The following is a 15,291-nucleotide window of genomic DNA, read 5'->3' as shown; positions in this document are numbered from 1 at the left end:
ATAATTATGCGTTATTTTTGAATAATAATTCACTTTAAAAACAAAATCAAGCTTAAAATAGATGATTTATGCATATAAATGCAAGTTTATCTGTTAGGAGATAGTTGAATTGGTTATAAAGAAAATATTGATGTGGCTTAACTAAGAATTGTTAGTTGGGAAAATAAAGAAATTAATAAATTAAGATAGTAGATTATTTTTAGGACGACAGCTCGCCCTAAAAAATAAGTGTTATTCACCGGCGAAATCGACTAAGGTATAACAATCAATGCCCATTTCGGTTAATTTAGCTTTACCATGTAAATCAGGTAAATTAATGACAAATGCGGCATCCTCAGCAATACCACCTGCTTTTTGGATTAATTTTGCAGTAGCGGCAACAGTGCCTCCGGTTGCAAGTAAATCATCAATAATTAAAACTCTTTCGTTAGGTTTGATCGCATCGCAATGCATTTCTAAGGTATCAGTACCATATTCGAGTTGATACTCTTCTCTAAATACGTTACGCGGTAACTTATTCGGTTTTCTTACTGGTACAAAACCAACGCCTAATGCTAAAGCAAGCGGTGCGGCAAAGATAAAACCACGCGCTTCAGTACCTATAACTTTATCGATTTTTTTATCTTTATAATGTTCAATTAAAAGATCGACAGCGGTTCGAAAAGCGATTGGGTTCTCAAGTAAACTGGTGATATCACGAAACAAAATACCTTGCTTAGGGTAGTTGGGGATGGTGATAATACTATTTTTAATAAGTTCAAGTTTTGATTGAGTCATTGTAAATGTTCTCTAACTATTCTCTTTAAGAGCGACTAATTTTTTATTATATACCTTTGCCCTTTAGACTGGCAATAAACAAACAGTTAACGCACCGTAAAATAGCGAGTTTGCTTAGTTTCAGTACTAATAGGGAGATTTTTTAGGTATTATTTTATCAGGTATATTTTTTTACAACTTTTTACAAATAAATACATTAATTAGACAGTTTATTTGGCAATTGGTGAATAATTAAATAAACTTTACAAAGGAAGGGAAACACAATGAAATTTATTAAACTATTTGCCATGTTAGGGCTTTCAGTCTGTAGCTTATTTAGCCACGCTGAACCAATTAAACAAATTCAAGTTCGTTCAGAATTGTCTTCACCAATTATTCTAGAAGGTAATCCAGAAGCAAATTACTTAAAAATCTCGTTAACTGGTCAAAAAGTTGATACCAACAAACGGGTACCGCTTAATTTAGCTATTGTTATTGATAGATCAGGTTCAATGGGTGGCGATCGCATTGAAAAAGCGAGAGAAGCAGCTATTTTTGCGGTCAATTTGTTGAATGAAGAGGATACATTATCTATTGTTGCCTATGATAACGAAGCAGAAGTGATTGTTCCTGCAAGCAAAGTAAAAGATAAACAAAAAATCATTCAACTTATTAATAAGAATGTTATTGCCGGTGGAGGAACGGCCCTATTTGCCGGTTTGAGTAAAGGAATTAAGCAAGTTGAAAATCAGCTTACCAAAGATAAAGTTAATCGTATTATTTTGCTCTCTGATGGTCAAGCTAATGTTGGACCAAGTTCTGTCAATGAGCTATCTGAGTTGGCAATTATTGCAGCGAAAAAGAATATTGCGATCACCACCATGGGGATTGGCTCAGGTTATAATGAATTATTAATGTCATCGATCGCCAGTTATAGTGATGGTAATCATGTATTTGTCAATAACTCATCAGAGCTTGAAAATGTGTTTGTTCACGAGTTTACTGATGTAATGTCCACAGTTGCTCAAGACGTTGTCATTACTATTCAATTGAAAGAGGGTGTTAAACCGGTGCGGCTACTTGGTCGCGATGGGGTGATTAAAGGGAATCAAGTCACGGTTAAAATGAATCAACTGTTTTCAAATCAAGAAAAATATGTATTGCTAGAGGTGCTTCCGGAGGAAGGAAAAGTCGGTCAAAGTAAGACATTAGCTGAAATTGATTTAAAATATGATAATTTATTGGTCAATAAAGCGGAACATGAAACTCAATTGGTTAGCATTGCTTATACTGACAATAAAAAATTAGTTCAAGATTCTATAATTCAAGATGTTTTAGCTGAGTCAGAAATACAGAAAGTGACTCTTGCGAATGAAGAAGCTTTGTCGCTTTACGATAAAGGAATGCATGCGGAAGCAGAAGAAATGCTTATGCAAAATAGTAGTAGACTAGCATCATTTTCAAACATGATGATATCACCTTCATCAAAAGCAAGAATAAATAGTCAAATTGAGAAAAATAATATTATGGTTGATGCAGTTAAAAATCAGGATAGCAATGTTTCCCGTAAAATAATGACTCAACAACAATTTGAATCAAAAAGTAATGTAATTAAAAAATAGTTATGAAAAAATAGTTATGAAAAAATTAACAACGATTTTATCTTTATTGGTATTAATGGCATTCATCAGCTATTTAGGTTGGCGAAGTGTTGAGCATGAAGTTTTGTTGCGTGAAAATAATGAAACTTTACTCGTGAAAAGCCGTATAAATAATATCAAATTATCGATTGAATCGTTGTTAAATCAGCGCTTATCTTATCTAAGTAATTTGGCATCACAAATTGATAACAACAATGATAAAGCTGACGATTTATTAGCTACGCAAGCTGATATTAAGAATATTTTCATCGTCAATAAAAATAAGATTTTATTTTTAAGTGATTTTGATGATTCTCAGTGGCATAAGTTGGTTGAATCAATTGCAATGGACAATTCGGTTTTGTTTAAGCAACAAGATCATTCTGAACAATTTGAACCAAGTTCTGGTTGGTATCAAATGTATAACCACTTAATTTATTGGTCAATTAAGTCGGATAATATTATTGGTTTTGAACTTTCCAATATCAAATTTTCATTTGATGTTATCAGTTTATTAGATAAACAAGCTTTTGAGGATAATTTTAGATTATCCGACGGTGATAAACAGATTTATAGCAATGGGGAAATTTTTGATAATGAAATTTCGATTGTCCTTGATTATCCCTTACAAAATTGGCATTTAACTTATTATTATCCCTCGCCAAACTTAGTTAATTTATATCTGCTAGGTGCAGGTGTTATTGGCTTATTCCTTATTGTTCTGCTTGGACTTATTTGCTACGCTTATCGAGAATATAGTCGAACTTTGCGTTTAGCAAAACAGCAGGTGAGTTTTGTTGGGCAAGTTTCACATGAATTTAAAACTCCTTTGACCAATATCACGCTATATTCTGAAATGTTATCCGAGTATTTAGAAGATGAATCAGCGCCAATTCCAGATTATCTACATATAATCAGTGCTGAAAGTAAACGACTAACTCGATTGGTGCAAAATGTGTTAACTTTTAATAAACCTAATAGCGTAAATATAAGATCGGTTGATTTAACCTTACTACTTAAGCAGATATATCACACCTTTAAACCTATTTTAGCAGCTAAATCATTGCAGCTTAACATCACTAAGCTTGATAGTGATTGTATTGTCAATACTGATGAAGATTGTGTAATGCAAATTCTCAATAATTTTTTGAGCAATGCCGAAAAATATGCTGCAAATGGTAAACAAGTTGATTTATCTTTAATCAAATCTGGAAAACAGGTAATAATTACGGTTCGTGATTATGGAGAAGGCATTGCCAATCATTTATTGAAACAGATTTTTGAACCATTTTACCGCGTCAATTCATCGATAACCGAAGGGGTTTCTGGCACAGGAATAGGGTTGACGATTGCTAATCAGTTAGCAAATCAGATCCACGGAGAGATTAAAGTTATCAATCAAAATCCGGGGATGGCATTTTCACTTATTTTAACGGAGCAGGGAAATGAAAATCTTAATTGCTGAAGACGATAAGCATATTCTTAATGGTATGGCAGATCTGTTAGAAAAAGAGGGCTATACCATTATCAAAGCGGCTAATGGTAAAGTTGCACTTCAACTATTTGAACAACATCAACCCGATTTTATTATTTTAGATATTATGATGCCCGAGCTTGATGGTTATTCTGTTTGTCGTGCTATCCGTAAATTAGATGAAGATGTGCCAATTTTATTTTTATCCGCTAAAGATGAAGAGATTGATCGGGTAATTGGTTTAGAACTTGGTGCTGATGATTATATGAATAAGCCTTTTGGTATTCATGAACTTAGAGCGAGAATCAAGGCTATTGCTAAACGTTATTTAAAATTAAAAAACGCTAATACTTCCCAAGAGGATTATTTTCAATTTGGTGATTTAAATGTTTATCCTACTGAATTATATGCAAAAAGAAATGAGCAGATTATTGAATTAACATTACGCGAAATTAAGATTTTGCAGTGTTTATATCAACATAAAAATCAAGTTGTTACGCGAGATATGCTTTTTGATTATGTATGGGGATATGACTATTTGCCTAATAGCCGAACACTCGATCAACATATTTCAAAATTGCGAAAACAAATTGAAATTAACCCAACGATTCCAATTTTAATCAAAACAATTCATGGGATTGGTTATAGGCATTAAAGTTGCCATACACATTATTGATCTGAATTTTACGCTGTTTAAAGTAACCGCTCAGAAGTAAATTACGCTAATTCTTGTTAGATGTAACTTGGCATCAGATCTTTCTGAAGGTTTATATCTCTAAAAATTTAAAACTTTTTTAATTGAGTTTTGGGTATTGACTAACTGATAACTATTTTTTGAGTAATTATCAGTTCTTCCGATTTTTATTTTCATGTTCAATTAACCATTTTTTTCTCTCTAATCCGCCGCCATAACCCATTAGCTCACCATTGGAACCTATTACTCGATGACAAGGAACAATAATAGCAACCCGGTTATTACCATTTGCGCTGGCTACTGCTCGAATTGCCAGTGGATTATTAATTCTCTGTGCTTGCTGTTTATAAGTAGATAATTCGCCATAGGGAATTTGTTTTAAGCAATCCCAGACGGTTTGTTGAAATAGGGTACCAGGTGTATGTAAGGCAACGGTGAAGTGAGTTCTTGTTCCGGCAAAATATTCAGCAATTTCAACTTTAACTTGTTGGATATGTTGATTTTCGCCAAAAATAATCTTCATTTTAAGTAAACTTTGCAGTTGTTCAAATTCTGTTTCTAGCATTCTTCGATCGACAAACTCTAATAGGCAAATTCCTTGATTGGTTGCGCAAACAAACATAGGGCCTAAAGGTGTTGTTAATCTGTCGATTAATATGACGTCTTGTTGATTTTCTGCTGACGGTGACTTTTTCATAATTTTTTTATAGGTATAACCAAAGCCACTTAACGAGTTGTAACCCGTATCAAATGCAGTATTGATTACGTTTTTTCCTGATTTTAATTCTTGAAATGCATGGTTAATTCGGTACATTCGTTGATAAGCATGGAAAGTAATTCCATAATGTTTTTTAAACCAACGGCGAATAGTTTCAGGACTTAAGTTATTTTGCTTTAATTGATAATCGGTGATCTTTTCTTTAGGATGATTATTAATCATTGCGATGGCTTTAATTATCTCTTCGGGTGCTTGATTAGCATTTTCGGTTGGTTTGCATATTTTGCATGGTCGATAACCCGCATCAAGTGCAGATTTGAATGAAGAGAAAAATTCAACATTGGCAAATTTCGGTTTTCTGGCTCGGCAAGTAGCAATACAAAAAACCGAAGTAGTTTTGACGCCAACATAAAAGATCCCAACATAACTGTGATCTCTTTTAAGTAAAGCTTGGTAATAAACCTCTTTTTGCTTAGAATTAGTTATTAACATCTTATATATCTTCTATAATAATTTCGCTAGATGGTTAATTAAGCTTATTAAAAATGACAGTAGCTGTGCAACCGAAAAATTGACAACTATTTTTATTTACTCGGTTGACTAAATATTTTAGCTGTTTAATAAAAATCGATTGCTAAAATAATCAATATCCAATCTAATATTGATGCATCACTCATTATTACGCATATTTTCAGCCATCAAAACTGAATAGTTATGCCTTTATTTACCGGTATTGTGGTTAATATCTCGTCTAAGCACTTAAAATTTTTATCCATTTGCATTATCAACTTTAGTACAAATTGTTTTCATTACCTAAGGTATTTAACATTTTGGAGAGTACTATGCTTAGTTATCTGGATTTTCTTATTATCGCTATGAAGCTATTAGTTGTGTTTATCTGCATTGTGTTATTTTTAAAAATAACCGGCAAGACTTCACTGTCACAAATGTCGAGTATTGATTTTATAGGGAATATGATTTTAGGTGGGATTGCTGGTGGCATTATCTATAACCCCAAATTAACTATCTATGATTTTATCATGGTATTGTTGATGTGGACAGCAATCATGTATACCTCAAATTATCTAAAAAAACGCAGTCAAAATGCTAAGGCATTTATTGTTGGTAATCCAATAATATTGATGGATCATGGGAAATTAAAATTGGATGCCTTCACCGCAATAAATTTAGATCTGGCCAGTTTTGCCGTACTGTTGAGAATGAAAAGTGTTTTTAACATTCATAGTGTCGAGAAAGCGATTTTGGAACCGAATGGACAGTTATCAATCGTCAAGAAAGGGGATAAAGATATATCGGTTATTGTCCTAGAAAATGAACAACCGGTTGACAATATTCTAGAACAACTAGGTAAAGATGAAAAATGGTTAAAAACCGAGTTGGCTAAACAAGGTTATAAAAGTTTCGAAGGGCTTTATTGTGTTGAATATTATGATCATCACCTGTTTGTTATTCCTAACGATGCGGTAAGTTAACCTTAGATTTCTAATTTTTAGAATAATTAACCATACAACTTAATTCGATTTGTATGGTTAATTAGGGGGCACTAAGTAAAATTAGTGGTCTGCATAAAGTGGCGAGGTATTTAATGACTTAGCAATAAAGCTTTTAACAGCCAAGGATTTAAGTTCATTTTGTATGGATATTGCTTGTTCTTCAGAGTCACAACGCGTGAAAACACAGGCACCTGTGCCAGTTAATCTGGTTGGTGCAAATTGCGAGAGATAAGCGATAAGTTGATCGACTTGAGGATAACATTGACGTACTACATTTTCACAATCGTTACTAAGTTTATCAAAAGGAATAGCCATAAGCTGATCAATAGTTCGTACCGGTGTATCACGATGCAATTTAGGATGATTAAATATTTTAACGGTTGAAATTTCAATATTAGGGTAGCTAACTAAATACCAATATTCAGGGATAGTAACTTGTTGAAATTGATCGCCAATACCTTCAGCAAAGGCGGCGTGACCATAAATAAAAATAGGTACATCGGCACCAATTGAACGACCTATTTTCATTAATGTCTGTTGTTTAATATTTAAATTCCATAACTGGTTTAAGGCCACCAGAACTGTCGCCGCATTGGACGACGCGCCACCCAGCCCGCCACCCATTGGGATTATCTTCTCTATAGCGATATCAACACCAAGTTGGCTGTTGTTAGCGTAGGATTTTAATCGCTGAGCTGCAATAGTGATTAAATTTTTAGCCTCAGGAATATGGTCAAATTGAGTTAATAATCTTATTTTACCATCATTGCGCACAGCAAAAGTTACCTTGTCACAAATATCTATAAATTGAAATAAGGTTTGTAAATTATGATAATTGTCTGGGCGGCGACCAGTAATATATAAAAATAAATTTAATTTAGCCGGTGATAACCAATGATTCATGCTTGTATCCGTTATTTCAAAGTCCATTTGATAATTTTTAAACGAATAAGCTCATCACCTTGTGAAAGTTCAATGATCGCCGGTAAATCAATATTTTGATTTTTAAAAGTATAAGTTGCGTAGCTTGGGATCTTCAATTGCCATTTATTATCATTCTGCATAAATGAAGTGGTTACAAGTCTCCCTAAACTGTCTAACTTATCGAGTTGACTGTCATTTGAAAAGCCTTTTAACCAATTATGTAGCGAGTTAAGCGGGATGTTGATGTTAGATACTTTTTTCATTAATTGCTCAACATTAACATCAGTGTAATATCCGCCACTTTTATCGATCATTTCGGCATAATCCGGCTTAGATTTTAATGTTAGCACATTGGTGCCAACTGGAGTCGTTAGTTTCACTTCATAATAATCGGGCGATTGTTGGTCAATTAAAAAACGACCATAGCTCTTCGTTGCTGTTCCGGTATGGGCGATGGTACCAATAACTCGGAATGAATTAATTTGTTCAAGAATTTGTTTATGGTTTTGCCATTGTTGCTCAATAGATGCATTAGTTTGATGTTTAGTTGATTGACATGCGGTAATCAGTAGTGACAATATTAAAAATAGCGAAAATTTGATTTTTGTCATAAAATAACCCAGTGGTAGTTATGGTCAAAAGAGGGAATTATTATAGCTGATAATATTAAGAATAAGAAAAGGTAACTGTCATTAACCTTTATAATTTTTTTCGCTATAATATACAGATTAAGACGCTTTATAAACTATTATAAAAGAATCAAGGCAATGTCTATTACATTATTAGGTGTAAATCATAAAAGTGCGTCTGTCGCTTTAAGAGAAAAAATCGCTTTTTCTAATGAGATTATTGATAAAGCATTATATAGTCTCTATCAGCATCCTCTAGTTGATGGATGTGTCATTTTATCGACTTGCAACCGTACCGAAATTTATCTAAGTTATGAACATGAGGCTGATTTTATTCTCCTAAAACAATCTGTGGAAAATTGGTTAACCCAGTTTCATCACATTGATCTGGCGGTTTTTCAAGACTCGCTATATTGCTATGTAGGTCAACAAGCGGTGGAACATCTTATGTCTGTCGCTTGCGGTATTGATTCATTAATTATTGGCGAACCTCAAATTCTTGGTCAAGTGAAGCAAGCTTATTGTTTCGCTCAACAAAATAATTGTTTGTCAGCTCAACTTGAAAAACTTTTTCAATCTATTTTTCATGTCGCCAAAATTGTTCGCACCGAAACTAATATTGGCGCCAATACCGCTTCAGTGGCTTATGCTGCCTGTCTGGTTGCCCGCGATCTATTTCCTAATACCGCTGAGTTAAGTGTAATGCTAGTAGGGGCAGGTGAGACCATAGAACTTATTTCACGATACTTAAAATCACATGAATTCAAACATATTATTGTGGCTAATCGTACCCGCGAGAAAGCCCTAAAATTGACGTCAGTTATTGATGCCGAGATCATCTCTTTACCGGATATTGCTAATCGACTTAAAGATGTGGATATTGTGATTAGTTCAACAGCTAGCCCTTTACCCATTATTGGCAAAGGAATGGTAGAGCGGACATTGCATGAACGAAATGATAAACCAATGTTATTTATCGATTTAGCGGTTCCTCGTGATGTTGAATCTGAAATTAGTCAACTTAAAAATATTCATCTTTATACTGTTGATGACCTAGAACAAACTGTTCAAAATAATTTAGAGCAACGAGTTATTGCCGCAAATGAAGCTGAATATATTATTCGTGAACAAGCTGAATTATATATCGAATGGTTAAAAACCAGACATGCAGTGCAATACGTAAAACAGTATCGGCATAATGCGCAAATCATCAAACGTGAATTGGAGTTAAAAGCATTAAATGCCATTAAACAAGGTGCCAATGTTGATGAGGTGTTTTTTGAGTTTTCACATAAATTAACAAATAAATTAATCCATGCACCAACACAAATATTACTTGATGCGGCAACACATGACTGTGAAGATTGTTTTAAAGTATTAAGTAAAGGATTGGGTTTAGAAGATCTTTAATAGACCTTATTGATCATCATAGGACGATGTAAAAATTGGATCAAATTGAATTTTTTGCCATACAAAGCCCATGTAGCCGTGTATGTGAAACGGATAAGCAAGGTTATTGTATCAAATGTTTTCGTTCTCGAGAGGAAAGATTCAATTGGCTAACATTTTCAGATAGTCAAAAACAGCAAATTTTACGATTATGCAAACAGCGATCTTTAAGGCGTCGTTATCAATTAGCGCAGCAACATCGACAGCAACAACTACAACAATTACAACAATTACAACAACTACAACAACAAAATAGTTTATCAAATACTCAGTCGGCACAAATGGATTTTATTTTTTAATATTAAAATATCTATTTTCTTATATTACTTGTATTCCAGCCAAACTCGGAGTAGCATTTTTAACCACATTATGGCGATTTATTTTAATTACCATCGCTAACTAATTGGGATTTAAAATATGAAAATGTGTATTGCTTGTGGCATGCCAATGACAGCAATTGCTGATTACCCTCTTCATGATTTGTCAAAAAATTACTGTAAACATTGTGCTCATATCGATGGCACAATGAAAACCTTTGATGAAAAATGGCAAGAAGTTACCCTTAAGTATATCAATAACCATAATGTTGATTATTTAGTCGCAAAAGAGACTGCTTATACCATTCTAAAAAAATTACCAGCATGGAAACGCAGATGGTAGTAGAAATTTTAGGCAACTAACTGCGTTTGTAATAATATCTGTTGCAGATATCACAAAGCTTAGTATAATTGCCAACGTTTACTTATTTACACTTCAAATGCCAGTGTGGCGAAATTGGTAGACGCAGCGGATTCAAAATCCGCCGCCCTTAAAAGCGTGTCGGTTCGAGTCCGACCACTGGCACCACTTCTTGTTCTACTCAGCTTAATAAAAATTAGATAAACTCTTTTTCGTTAACAGCTAACAGGATTCATCTACTATTTTCTTTGCACAAAGCATTTTTGCTAATATCATACATGTTATTACGCAAATAATGATAGAAGCATAGCCTCCACCAAACGGTAAAACGGTAAATATACCCATCAATACTTTGAGAATAAATATCACTGGTAACGAACTTAGAGATAGTTTTGCAGGACTATTTAATAAGCGATCAGTGAAAAGTACACCAAATAATGCTGGTAATAAATATTGTAAAGCGTCAAGAATTGGTTGTGTTAGTATATTGAATAATTGCGTGTCTATTACAGTCGGTTAAATTTCAGTTTAGTGAGGATAGCCTCGAAAAAAACATCTATATTTTTGCGTAACATGGTGCAAACCACACTTAGCTATTGATGTGGATACTCACGAAGCTATTAGTATGGACGCTAGCCTTGTCAAGGTTGGCGATAATTAAGTGCAAAGTCTTGTTGAAGCAAATCATAATGAAAATAGGAAACACGTTGGGTAATGTTGCATTTAAAATCGAAGTAAAACCATACTCATCACTCTATGTCACTGAAATATGCGATTTGTTTCATTCGACTATTCATGCTATTGATACCGATATTTATAGCAAAGCAGAGCAAGAAGCATGGTGCCCAACACCAGCAGATTATCAGATGTGGTTAAAACGTTTAGATAACACTCAGCCTTGGATGGTTATCTTTGGCTCACGCCTTGCGGGGTTTATTTAACTTAAAGATGATGGTTACATAGACTGCTTTTACGTGCATCCTGACTTTCAAAAGCGTGGCATAGCTAGAAAACTCTATGACCATGTGCTTGACTTGGCGAACCAGAAAAAAATTTCACAATTAAGTGTAGATGCTTCAAAAGTAGCCATGCCAATTTTCCAAAAATGGGGTTTTAAAATAAAGCGGGCTAACAAAATATCCAGAAAAAATCAGGTACTGATTAATTACCATATGTATAAATCACTTTGATTTTTATTGAGACCTTTGTACGGTAAAGCTTCACTCAAACTAAATTCTTAACTGCGCTTTTTTGGGACATTTGGGCTTATATTTAGACCTAAATACCTCTAGATAAGTGACTATCTATCGCCATTTCTTGTTTTAGGCATAACTTTCCTGAAGTACAGATAACCCTCGTTTGATACCAAAGTTTAATAAGCGGCCTAAAACATGGCTTGAATTAGTTCTGTCAATGGAGTTTTAAATTAAACCGGATTTACGAAACAAAAGAATAACTAGAAAACTTTATAAAGATAGCCGAAAATGAAATACACATCTGGTTTACCAATGATAATGTCGGACGAGTTTAAAAACATGCGCTGACAGCGCGCTTAAGTGAGCCGTATCCGATAAGTTTGGTCTGAGCGTCATTTGATGTACCGAAAGTTAGATTTTATGACAGGTGTTCACGACCGGAAAACAAAGTACGGCAGGCCCTGCGTAGACAAGTTATTGTCATCTTTGCTGACAGCAGAGGATCAACGGGAAGCTGGATGATAACCGCTACGCTACATCAGAAAGATATCACCGAGGGTCGTTTCAAAGTAAGACAATTGATGAAAAAGGCAGAATTATGCAGTAACCAGCCCGGCGTACATAGTTATAAAATAACGACCACAGAGCGGTCAGATATCCCAAATAAGCTGGCGCGGGATTTAAAATAGTTTAACCAAATAAAGTATGGACGGGTGACATTACTTATATTTAGGCCGGTAAATGGATTTATTGGTAACAATTAAATATCAACAATTTATTTAGTTGATATAGGTAAATGAGAAAAGCTAAAAAAATCAATTGATTATTAATATAATAGAGCTTTCTAACGATAATGATGAAAAATTGTTTTTCATCAGCAAGCAGCTAGACAAGTGCAGGTATTAAAAATATCATTATATTATTCCGCTTAAATAGCGGATAATTTATTTGTTGCGAAAATGGTTATTAGTTTTTATATTTAAAGCAATTTATTTAAATATTAACTGAATTTTTATAGGAACGGAATCAATGAAAAAGATAATAACAACCAAGGTATTTTTAATATTATTTTTCTCACTATTTAATATCTTTAGTTTAATCGAATATTTTAATAACGATTCTGTGATTGAATATGTTTCTTATTTGAAAATACTTTCAATAGTAGCCGTTTTTATTTGCCTGACTTTATTACTGATCAAAAAGATATTCAATGATAAATGGGTACTTAAAACTATGGTTAAGCCTGAAGTAATAAAAACAGTTAATAATAATGAAAAAAATTATGAATTTTTAGATTATGAAATGAAGCAGGGCATTGCTATCTTATGGGAAGGTGATGCAATTTTCGCAACTATTAAAGGTGAGAAAAAAAAACTTACTGGTTATATTAAACAATTGATCTTGAAAGATGATGGTATTTTTTACTTTTCTGTTGCTAAAGGCGAAAAAATAGAACAACTAGCAATTAATGAACCCAATTCAAAAATTAAAATTACCCTCAATGGCACGCAGTATAATTTTAAATCACTATGTAAAGAAGTTTTAAAACTGGAATTAAAACGGATATTTAAGTTTGCAGATCATGTAAAAAAACAATTATCTCTCAATGAGAAATTTAGCCTTACATTTAATCCTCCACAAAAAATGTCAATTTTACTGGATAATAAGATGGAATTATGTGAAATCGAAAAGTACTGTATTTATCATAATAATTATCAAGAATTGTTAATAAAAAGTATTAGTCGACAGAAATATACTTTTCTGCCTATTGATAATATTAAGTCTAAAATCCAATTGGAAGATGGCAAAAAAATTGATATTCGTAAATGGTTAGCGTATTTATGTAATACGACCGATATCAATTAGACCTATTTTTTGAACTAGCATTAATGTTAGATAATTAAAATTATTATTCACTCTGTTATCTGACGAGAAAAAGGCAATATAAAATCAAATGATATTTATACTGCCTTTCACACATTATCAGACCATTTATTTTATTAAAGTGTTAATTTCTTCCCTAACCAGAGGAACAGTTAAACCGACAATAATTTGTATTGCTTGACCTTTGTTAACGACATTAATGGCTCCATAGCTCTGAAAATATTCAACATCATAAACTAATTCAGGATTTGCTACTTGCACACGTAGTCGAGTAGCACAATTAGTTAGATGAGTGATATTATCTTTTCCGCCTAATCCTTCGAGAAAAGCTATCGCTTTTTCCTTGATAACATCAATTTCATCTTTATCTTCACTAAGTGCTTTCTCTTCATCGTTATTTATATGATCGGATGTTTCAGATTTACTGTTTTTGTAATCTGCTTTGCTAAATAATTTGATATTATTATCCGAACGTCCTGGTGTCATTAGATTAAATCTGAGAATAAGGAATTTAAATACCAAAAAGTAAATTGCCGTGAAAATTAAGCCAATCACAATTTGAATGACATAGGTTACCCAATGGTTAGCTCCTAATGGTAACCAATTTTGGAAGATAAAATCGATAATGCCTAGATAGAAATTCCCTGATACTCCAAAGAGATACATCACAGTTGCCATCGTTGCTGCTAATAGGGCATGAACAAAAAACAGCATTGGTGCAATAAATAAAAAAGTAAATTCAATCGGCTCTGTAATACCGGTCAAAATAGCCGTGACGGTTGCACCGATTAATAGACCAAAGGTCATTTTCTTATTTTCAGGTTTGGCTGTTGAATAGATAGCCATGGAGATGCCGGTACAACCAAATACTTTGCCCATACCAATAAGCATAAATCCACCCTGCGGAAAGAGTTCAGTTAATGGTTTCGTACTATTTGAGAATTCTGATATGTGTGAGATCCAATAATTAACTGTACCGCCGTCAGTAACGATCGGACCAAAATAAATTGGACTATAGACAAAATGATGTAATCCAGTTGGGATTAAGATGCGTTCTAAGAAAGTAAACAGCCAAACACCAACAGGGCCAGAGTTAAGAATAATTACTTGCAGACTTTGTATTCCACTTTGAATTGGTGGCCAAACAAGAACGGTTAAAATGGCCAAGATTAACATCAAAGGAAAACAAAGGACGACAATAATCGGTGTGCCAGTAAAGACATTCGCCCAATCCGGTAAACGTAAATCGAAATAACGATTGTGTAACCAAACAGTAAAACTTGCCGTCAAAATTGAACCAACAATTGAGGTATTAAGAGTTAACACTCCACAAATTTCAATCAATCCGGCTTGACCGACCTGATAATTTACACCAAGTTGTTCACTCCATACGTCAATAATTCCACCAATAAAATAGTTAAATGTCAAATAGGAAATGAAAGAAGCTAACACTGCTCGACCAGATGCCTTTTTGGCTAAAGCGATGGGTAAACCAAGAGCAAATAACATTGGCATATTTTGGAATACAACCATCGATGCTTTTTGCAGAATACCAACAATTTTTACATAAGATGAACCTTCGATAGCGAAAGGAAATAAATGGGGATTAAGTAACACAACCGTTAAACCCAATAAAATACCGGCAGCAGGGAATAATAAAACCGGAACAAACATTGCTGCGCCAAAGCGTTGAATTGTATTTCTCATATAGACATTAATCCTTTAATAAGTTGAT

Annotated in this window: 14 protein-coding genes, 1 tRNA gene and 2 pseudogenes; 12 read left to right on the top strand and 5 right to left on the bottom strand. The window is 33.6% G+C overall.

Features of this window, described 5'->3' with window-relative positions; all coding sequences use genetic code 11:
• Positions 1-231: 231 nt before the first annotated feature.
• Positions 232-777: an adenine phosphoribosyltransferase gene (apt, locus tag DKK79_RS07390; RefSeq protein ID WP_110423525.1), complete on the bottom strand. Its 546-nt coding sequence runs from the start codon at positions 775-777 to the stop codon at positions 232-234.
• 263 nt (positions 778-1,040) lie between these two features.
• Here apt and DKK79_RS07385 point away from each other — a divergent pair, with 263 nt between their 5' ends.
• Genes DKK79_RS07385 through DKK79_RS07375 form a run of 3 tightly spaced genes read left to right on the top strand, consistent with a single transcriptional unit; the run spans position 1,041 to position 4,525 of the window.
• On the top strand, positions 1,041-2,378 hold the full coding sequence (locus DKK79_RS07385; RefSeq protein ID WP_110423524.1) for a vWA domain-containing protein: 1,338 nt from the start codon (positions 1,041-1,043) through the stop codon (positions 2,376-2,378).
• Positions 2,379-2,394: 16 nt separating this feature from the next.
• The gene (locus tag DKK79_RS07380; protein WP_110423523.1) at positions 2,395-3,861 is read left to right on the top strand and encodes a sensor histidine kinase; all 1,467 of its coding nucleotides are present in this window, start codon (positions 2,395-2,397) and stop codon (positions 3,859-3,861) included.
• Positions 3,842-4,525 carry a response regulator transcription factor gene (locus DKK79_RS07375; protein WP_110423522.1) on the top strand — a complete coding sequence of 228 codons (684 nt, stop codon included), beginning with the start codon at positions 3,842-3,844 and terminating at the stop codon, positions 4,523-4,525. Before DKK79_RS07380 ends, DKK79_RS07375 begins: the two co-directional genes overlap by 20 nt.
• Before the next feature lie 190 nt (positions 4,526-4,715).
• Here the strand turns inward: DKK79_RS07375 and DKK79_RS07370 are convergent, their stop codons facing one another.
• Entirely contained in the window at positions 4,716-5,774 is a 1,059-nt protein-coding gene (locus tag DKK79_RS07370; protein ID WP_110423521.1) for a bifunctional transcriptional activator/DNA repair enzyme AdaA, read from the bottom strand.
• A gap of 350 nt (positions 5,775-6,124) precedes the next feature.
• On the opposite strand from DKK79_RS07370, the gene DKK79_RS07365 reads away from it, so the two are divergent.
• Positions 6,125-6,775 carry a DUF421 domain-containing protein gene (locus DKK79_RS07365; RefSeq protein WP_110423520.1) on the top strand — a complete coding sequence of 217 codons (651 nt, stop codon included), beginning with the start codon at positions 6,125-6,127 and terminating at the stop codon, positions 6,773-6,775.
• An 81-nt stretch (positions 6,776-6,856) separates the two neighbouring features.
• On the opposite strand, the gene ispE is transcribed toward DKK79_RS07365, so the two are convergent.
• On the bottom strand, positions 6,857-7,699 hold the full coding sequence (gene ispE, locus DKK79_RS07360) for a 4-(cytidine 5'-diphospho)-2-C-methyl-D-erythritol kinase (RefSeq protein ID WP_220019094.1): 843 nt from the start codon (positions 7,697-7,699) through the stop codon (positions 6,857-6,859).
• An 11-nt stretch (positions 7,700-7,710) separates the two neighbouring features.
• The gene (lolB, locus tag DKK79_RS07355) at positions 7,711-8,331 is read right to left on the bottom strand and encodes a lipoprotein insertase outer membrane protein LolB (protein ID WP_110423518.1); all 621 of its coding nucleotides are present in this window, start codon (positions 8,329-8,331) and stop codon (positions 7,711-7,713) included.
• A 156-nt stretch (positions 8,332-8,487) separates the two neighbouring features.
• Here lolB and hemA point away from each other — a divergent pair, with 156 nt between their 5' ends.
• The 8 genes and pseudogenes from hemA to DKK79_RS07310 all read left to right on the top strand — a co-directional run bounded on the left by hemA (position 8,488) and on the right by DKK79_RS07310 (position 13,538).
• Positions 8,488-9,759, top strand: a complete 1,272-nt coding sequence (gene hemA / locus DKK79_RS07350; RefSeq protein ID WP_110423517.1) for a glutamyl-tRNA reductase — start codon at positions 8,488-8,490, stop codon at positions 9,757-9,759.
• Between the two features lie 35 nt (positions 9,760-9,794).
• A pseudogene (locus tag DKK79_RS07345) lies at positions 9,795-10,013 on the top strand (DUF1289 domain-containing protein); the annotation flags it as partial.
• A gap of 202 nt (positions 10,014-10,215) precedes the next feature.
• On the top strand, positions 10,216-10,458 hold the full coding sequence (locus DKK79_RS07340; protein WP_110423515.1) for a zinc ribbon domain-containing protein: 243 nt from the start codon (positions 10,216-10,218) through the stop codon (positions 10,456-10,458).
• Between the two features lie 99 nt (positions 10,459-10,557).
• Positions 10,558-10,644 (top strand) — tRNA-Leu (locus tag DKK79_RS07335).
• A gap of 521 nt (positions 10,645-11,165) precedes the next feature.
• Positions 11,166-11,417 carry a hypothetical protein gene (locus DKK79_RS07325; protein ID WP_146211997.1) on the top strand — a complete coding sequence of 84 codons (252 nt, stop codon included), beginning with the start codon at positions 11,166-11,168 and terminating at the stop codon, positions 11,415-11,417.
• A 15-nt stretch (positions 11,418-11,432) separates the two neighbouring features.
• Positions 11,433-11,666: pseudogene (locus DKK79_RS14925) on the top strand (GNAT family N-acetyltransferase); the annotation flags it as partial.
• A 467-nt stretch (positions 11,667-12,133) separates the two neighbouring features.
• Positions 12,134-12,361, top strand: coding sequence for an IS3 family transposase (locus tag DKK79_RS14920; protein WP_110423512.1), 228 nt, complete (start codon positions 12,134-12,136; stop codon positions 12,359-12,361).
• Positions 12,362-12,701: 340 nt separating this feature from the next.
• Positions 12,702-13,538 carry a hypothetical protein gene (locus DKK79_RS07310; protein ID WP_110423511.1) on the top strand — a complete coding sequence of 279 codons (837 nt, stop codon included), beginning with the start codon at positions 12,702-12,704 and terminating at the stop codon, positions 13,536-13,538.
• Between the two features lie 126 nt (positions 13,539-13,664).
• Here the strand turns inward: DKK79_RS07310 and DKK79_RS07305 are convergent, their stop codons facing one another.
• On the bottom strand, positions 13,665-15,263 hold the full coding sequence (locus DKK79_RS07305) for an alpha-glucoside-specific PTS transporter subunit IIBC (protein WP_110423510.1): 1,599 nt from the start codon (positions 15,261-15,263) through the stop codon (positions 13,665-13,667).
• Positions 15,264-15,291: the final 28 nt, after the last annotated feature.

This window comes from Gilliamella apicola (assembly GCF_003202915.1).
GTDB lineage: Bacteria > Pseudomonadota > Gammaproteobacteria > Enterobacterales > Orbaceae > Gilliamella > Gilliamella apicola_Q.
The sequence above is the reverse complement of the archived record's forward strand: the minus strand, read 5'-3'. Positions and strand labels throughout refer to the sequence as shown.

What these genes read in the sequence shown, in the direction of transcription:
- DKK79_RS07375 (WP_110423522.1), top strand. Translation starts at nt 3,842, where the DNA reads ATGAAAATCTTAATTGCTGAAGACGATAAGCATATTCTTAATGGTATG.
- DKK79_RS07340 (WP_110423515.1), top strand. Translation starts at nt 10,216, where the DNA reads ATGAAAATGTGTATTGCTTGTGGCATGCCAATGACAGCAATTGCTGAT.
- DKK79_RS07325 (WP_146211997.1), top strand. Translation starts at nt 11,166, where the DNA reads ATGAAAATAGGAAACACGTTGGGTAATGTTGCATTTAAAATCGAAGTA.
- DKK79_RS07385 (WP_110423524.1), top strand. Translation starts at nt 1,041, where the DNA reads ATGAAATTTATTAAACTATTTGCCATGTTAGGGCTTTCAGTCTGTAGC.
- lolB (WP_110423518.1), bottom strand. Translation starts at nt 8,331, where the DNA reads ATGACAAAAATCAAATTTTCGCTATTTTTAATATTGTCACTACTGATT.
- DKK79_RS07380 (WP_110423523.1), top strand. Translation starts at nt 2,395, where the DNA reads ATGAAAAAATTAACAACGATTTTATCTTTATTGGTATTAATGGCATTC.
- DKK79_RS07370 (WP_110423521.1), bottom strand. Translation starts at nt 5,774, where the DNA reads ATGTTAATAACTAATTCTAAGCAAAAAGAGGTTTATTACCAAGCTTTA.
- DKK79_RS07365 (WP_110423520.1), top strand. Translation starts at nt 6,125, where the DNA reads ATGCTTAGTTATCTGGATTTTCTTATTATCGCTATGAAGCTATTAGTT.
- ispE (WP_220019094.1), bottom strand. Translation starts at nt 7,699, where the DNA reads ATGAATCATTGGTTATCACCGGCTAAATTAAATTTATTTTTATATATT.
- apt (WP_110423525.1), bottom strand. Translation starts at nt 777, where the DNA reads ATGACTCAATCAAAACTTGAACTTATTAAAAATAGTATTATCACCATC.
- hemA (WP_110423517.1), top strand. Translation starts at nt 8,488, where the DNA reads ATGTCTATTACATTATTAGGTGTAAATCATAAAAGTGCGTCTGTCGCT.
- DKK79_RS07305 (WP_110423510.1), bottom strand. Translation starts at nt 15,263, where the DNA reads ATGAGAAATACAATTCAACGCTTTGGCGCAGCAATGTTTGTTCCGGTT.
- DKK79_RS07310 (WP_110423511.1), top strand. Translation starts at nt 12,702, where the DNA reads ATGAAAAAGATAATAACAACCAAGGTATTTTTAATATTATTTTTCTCA.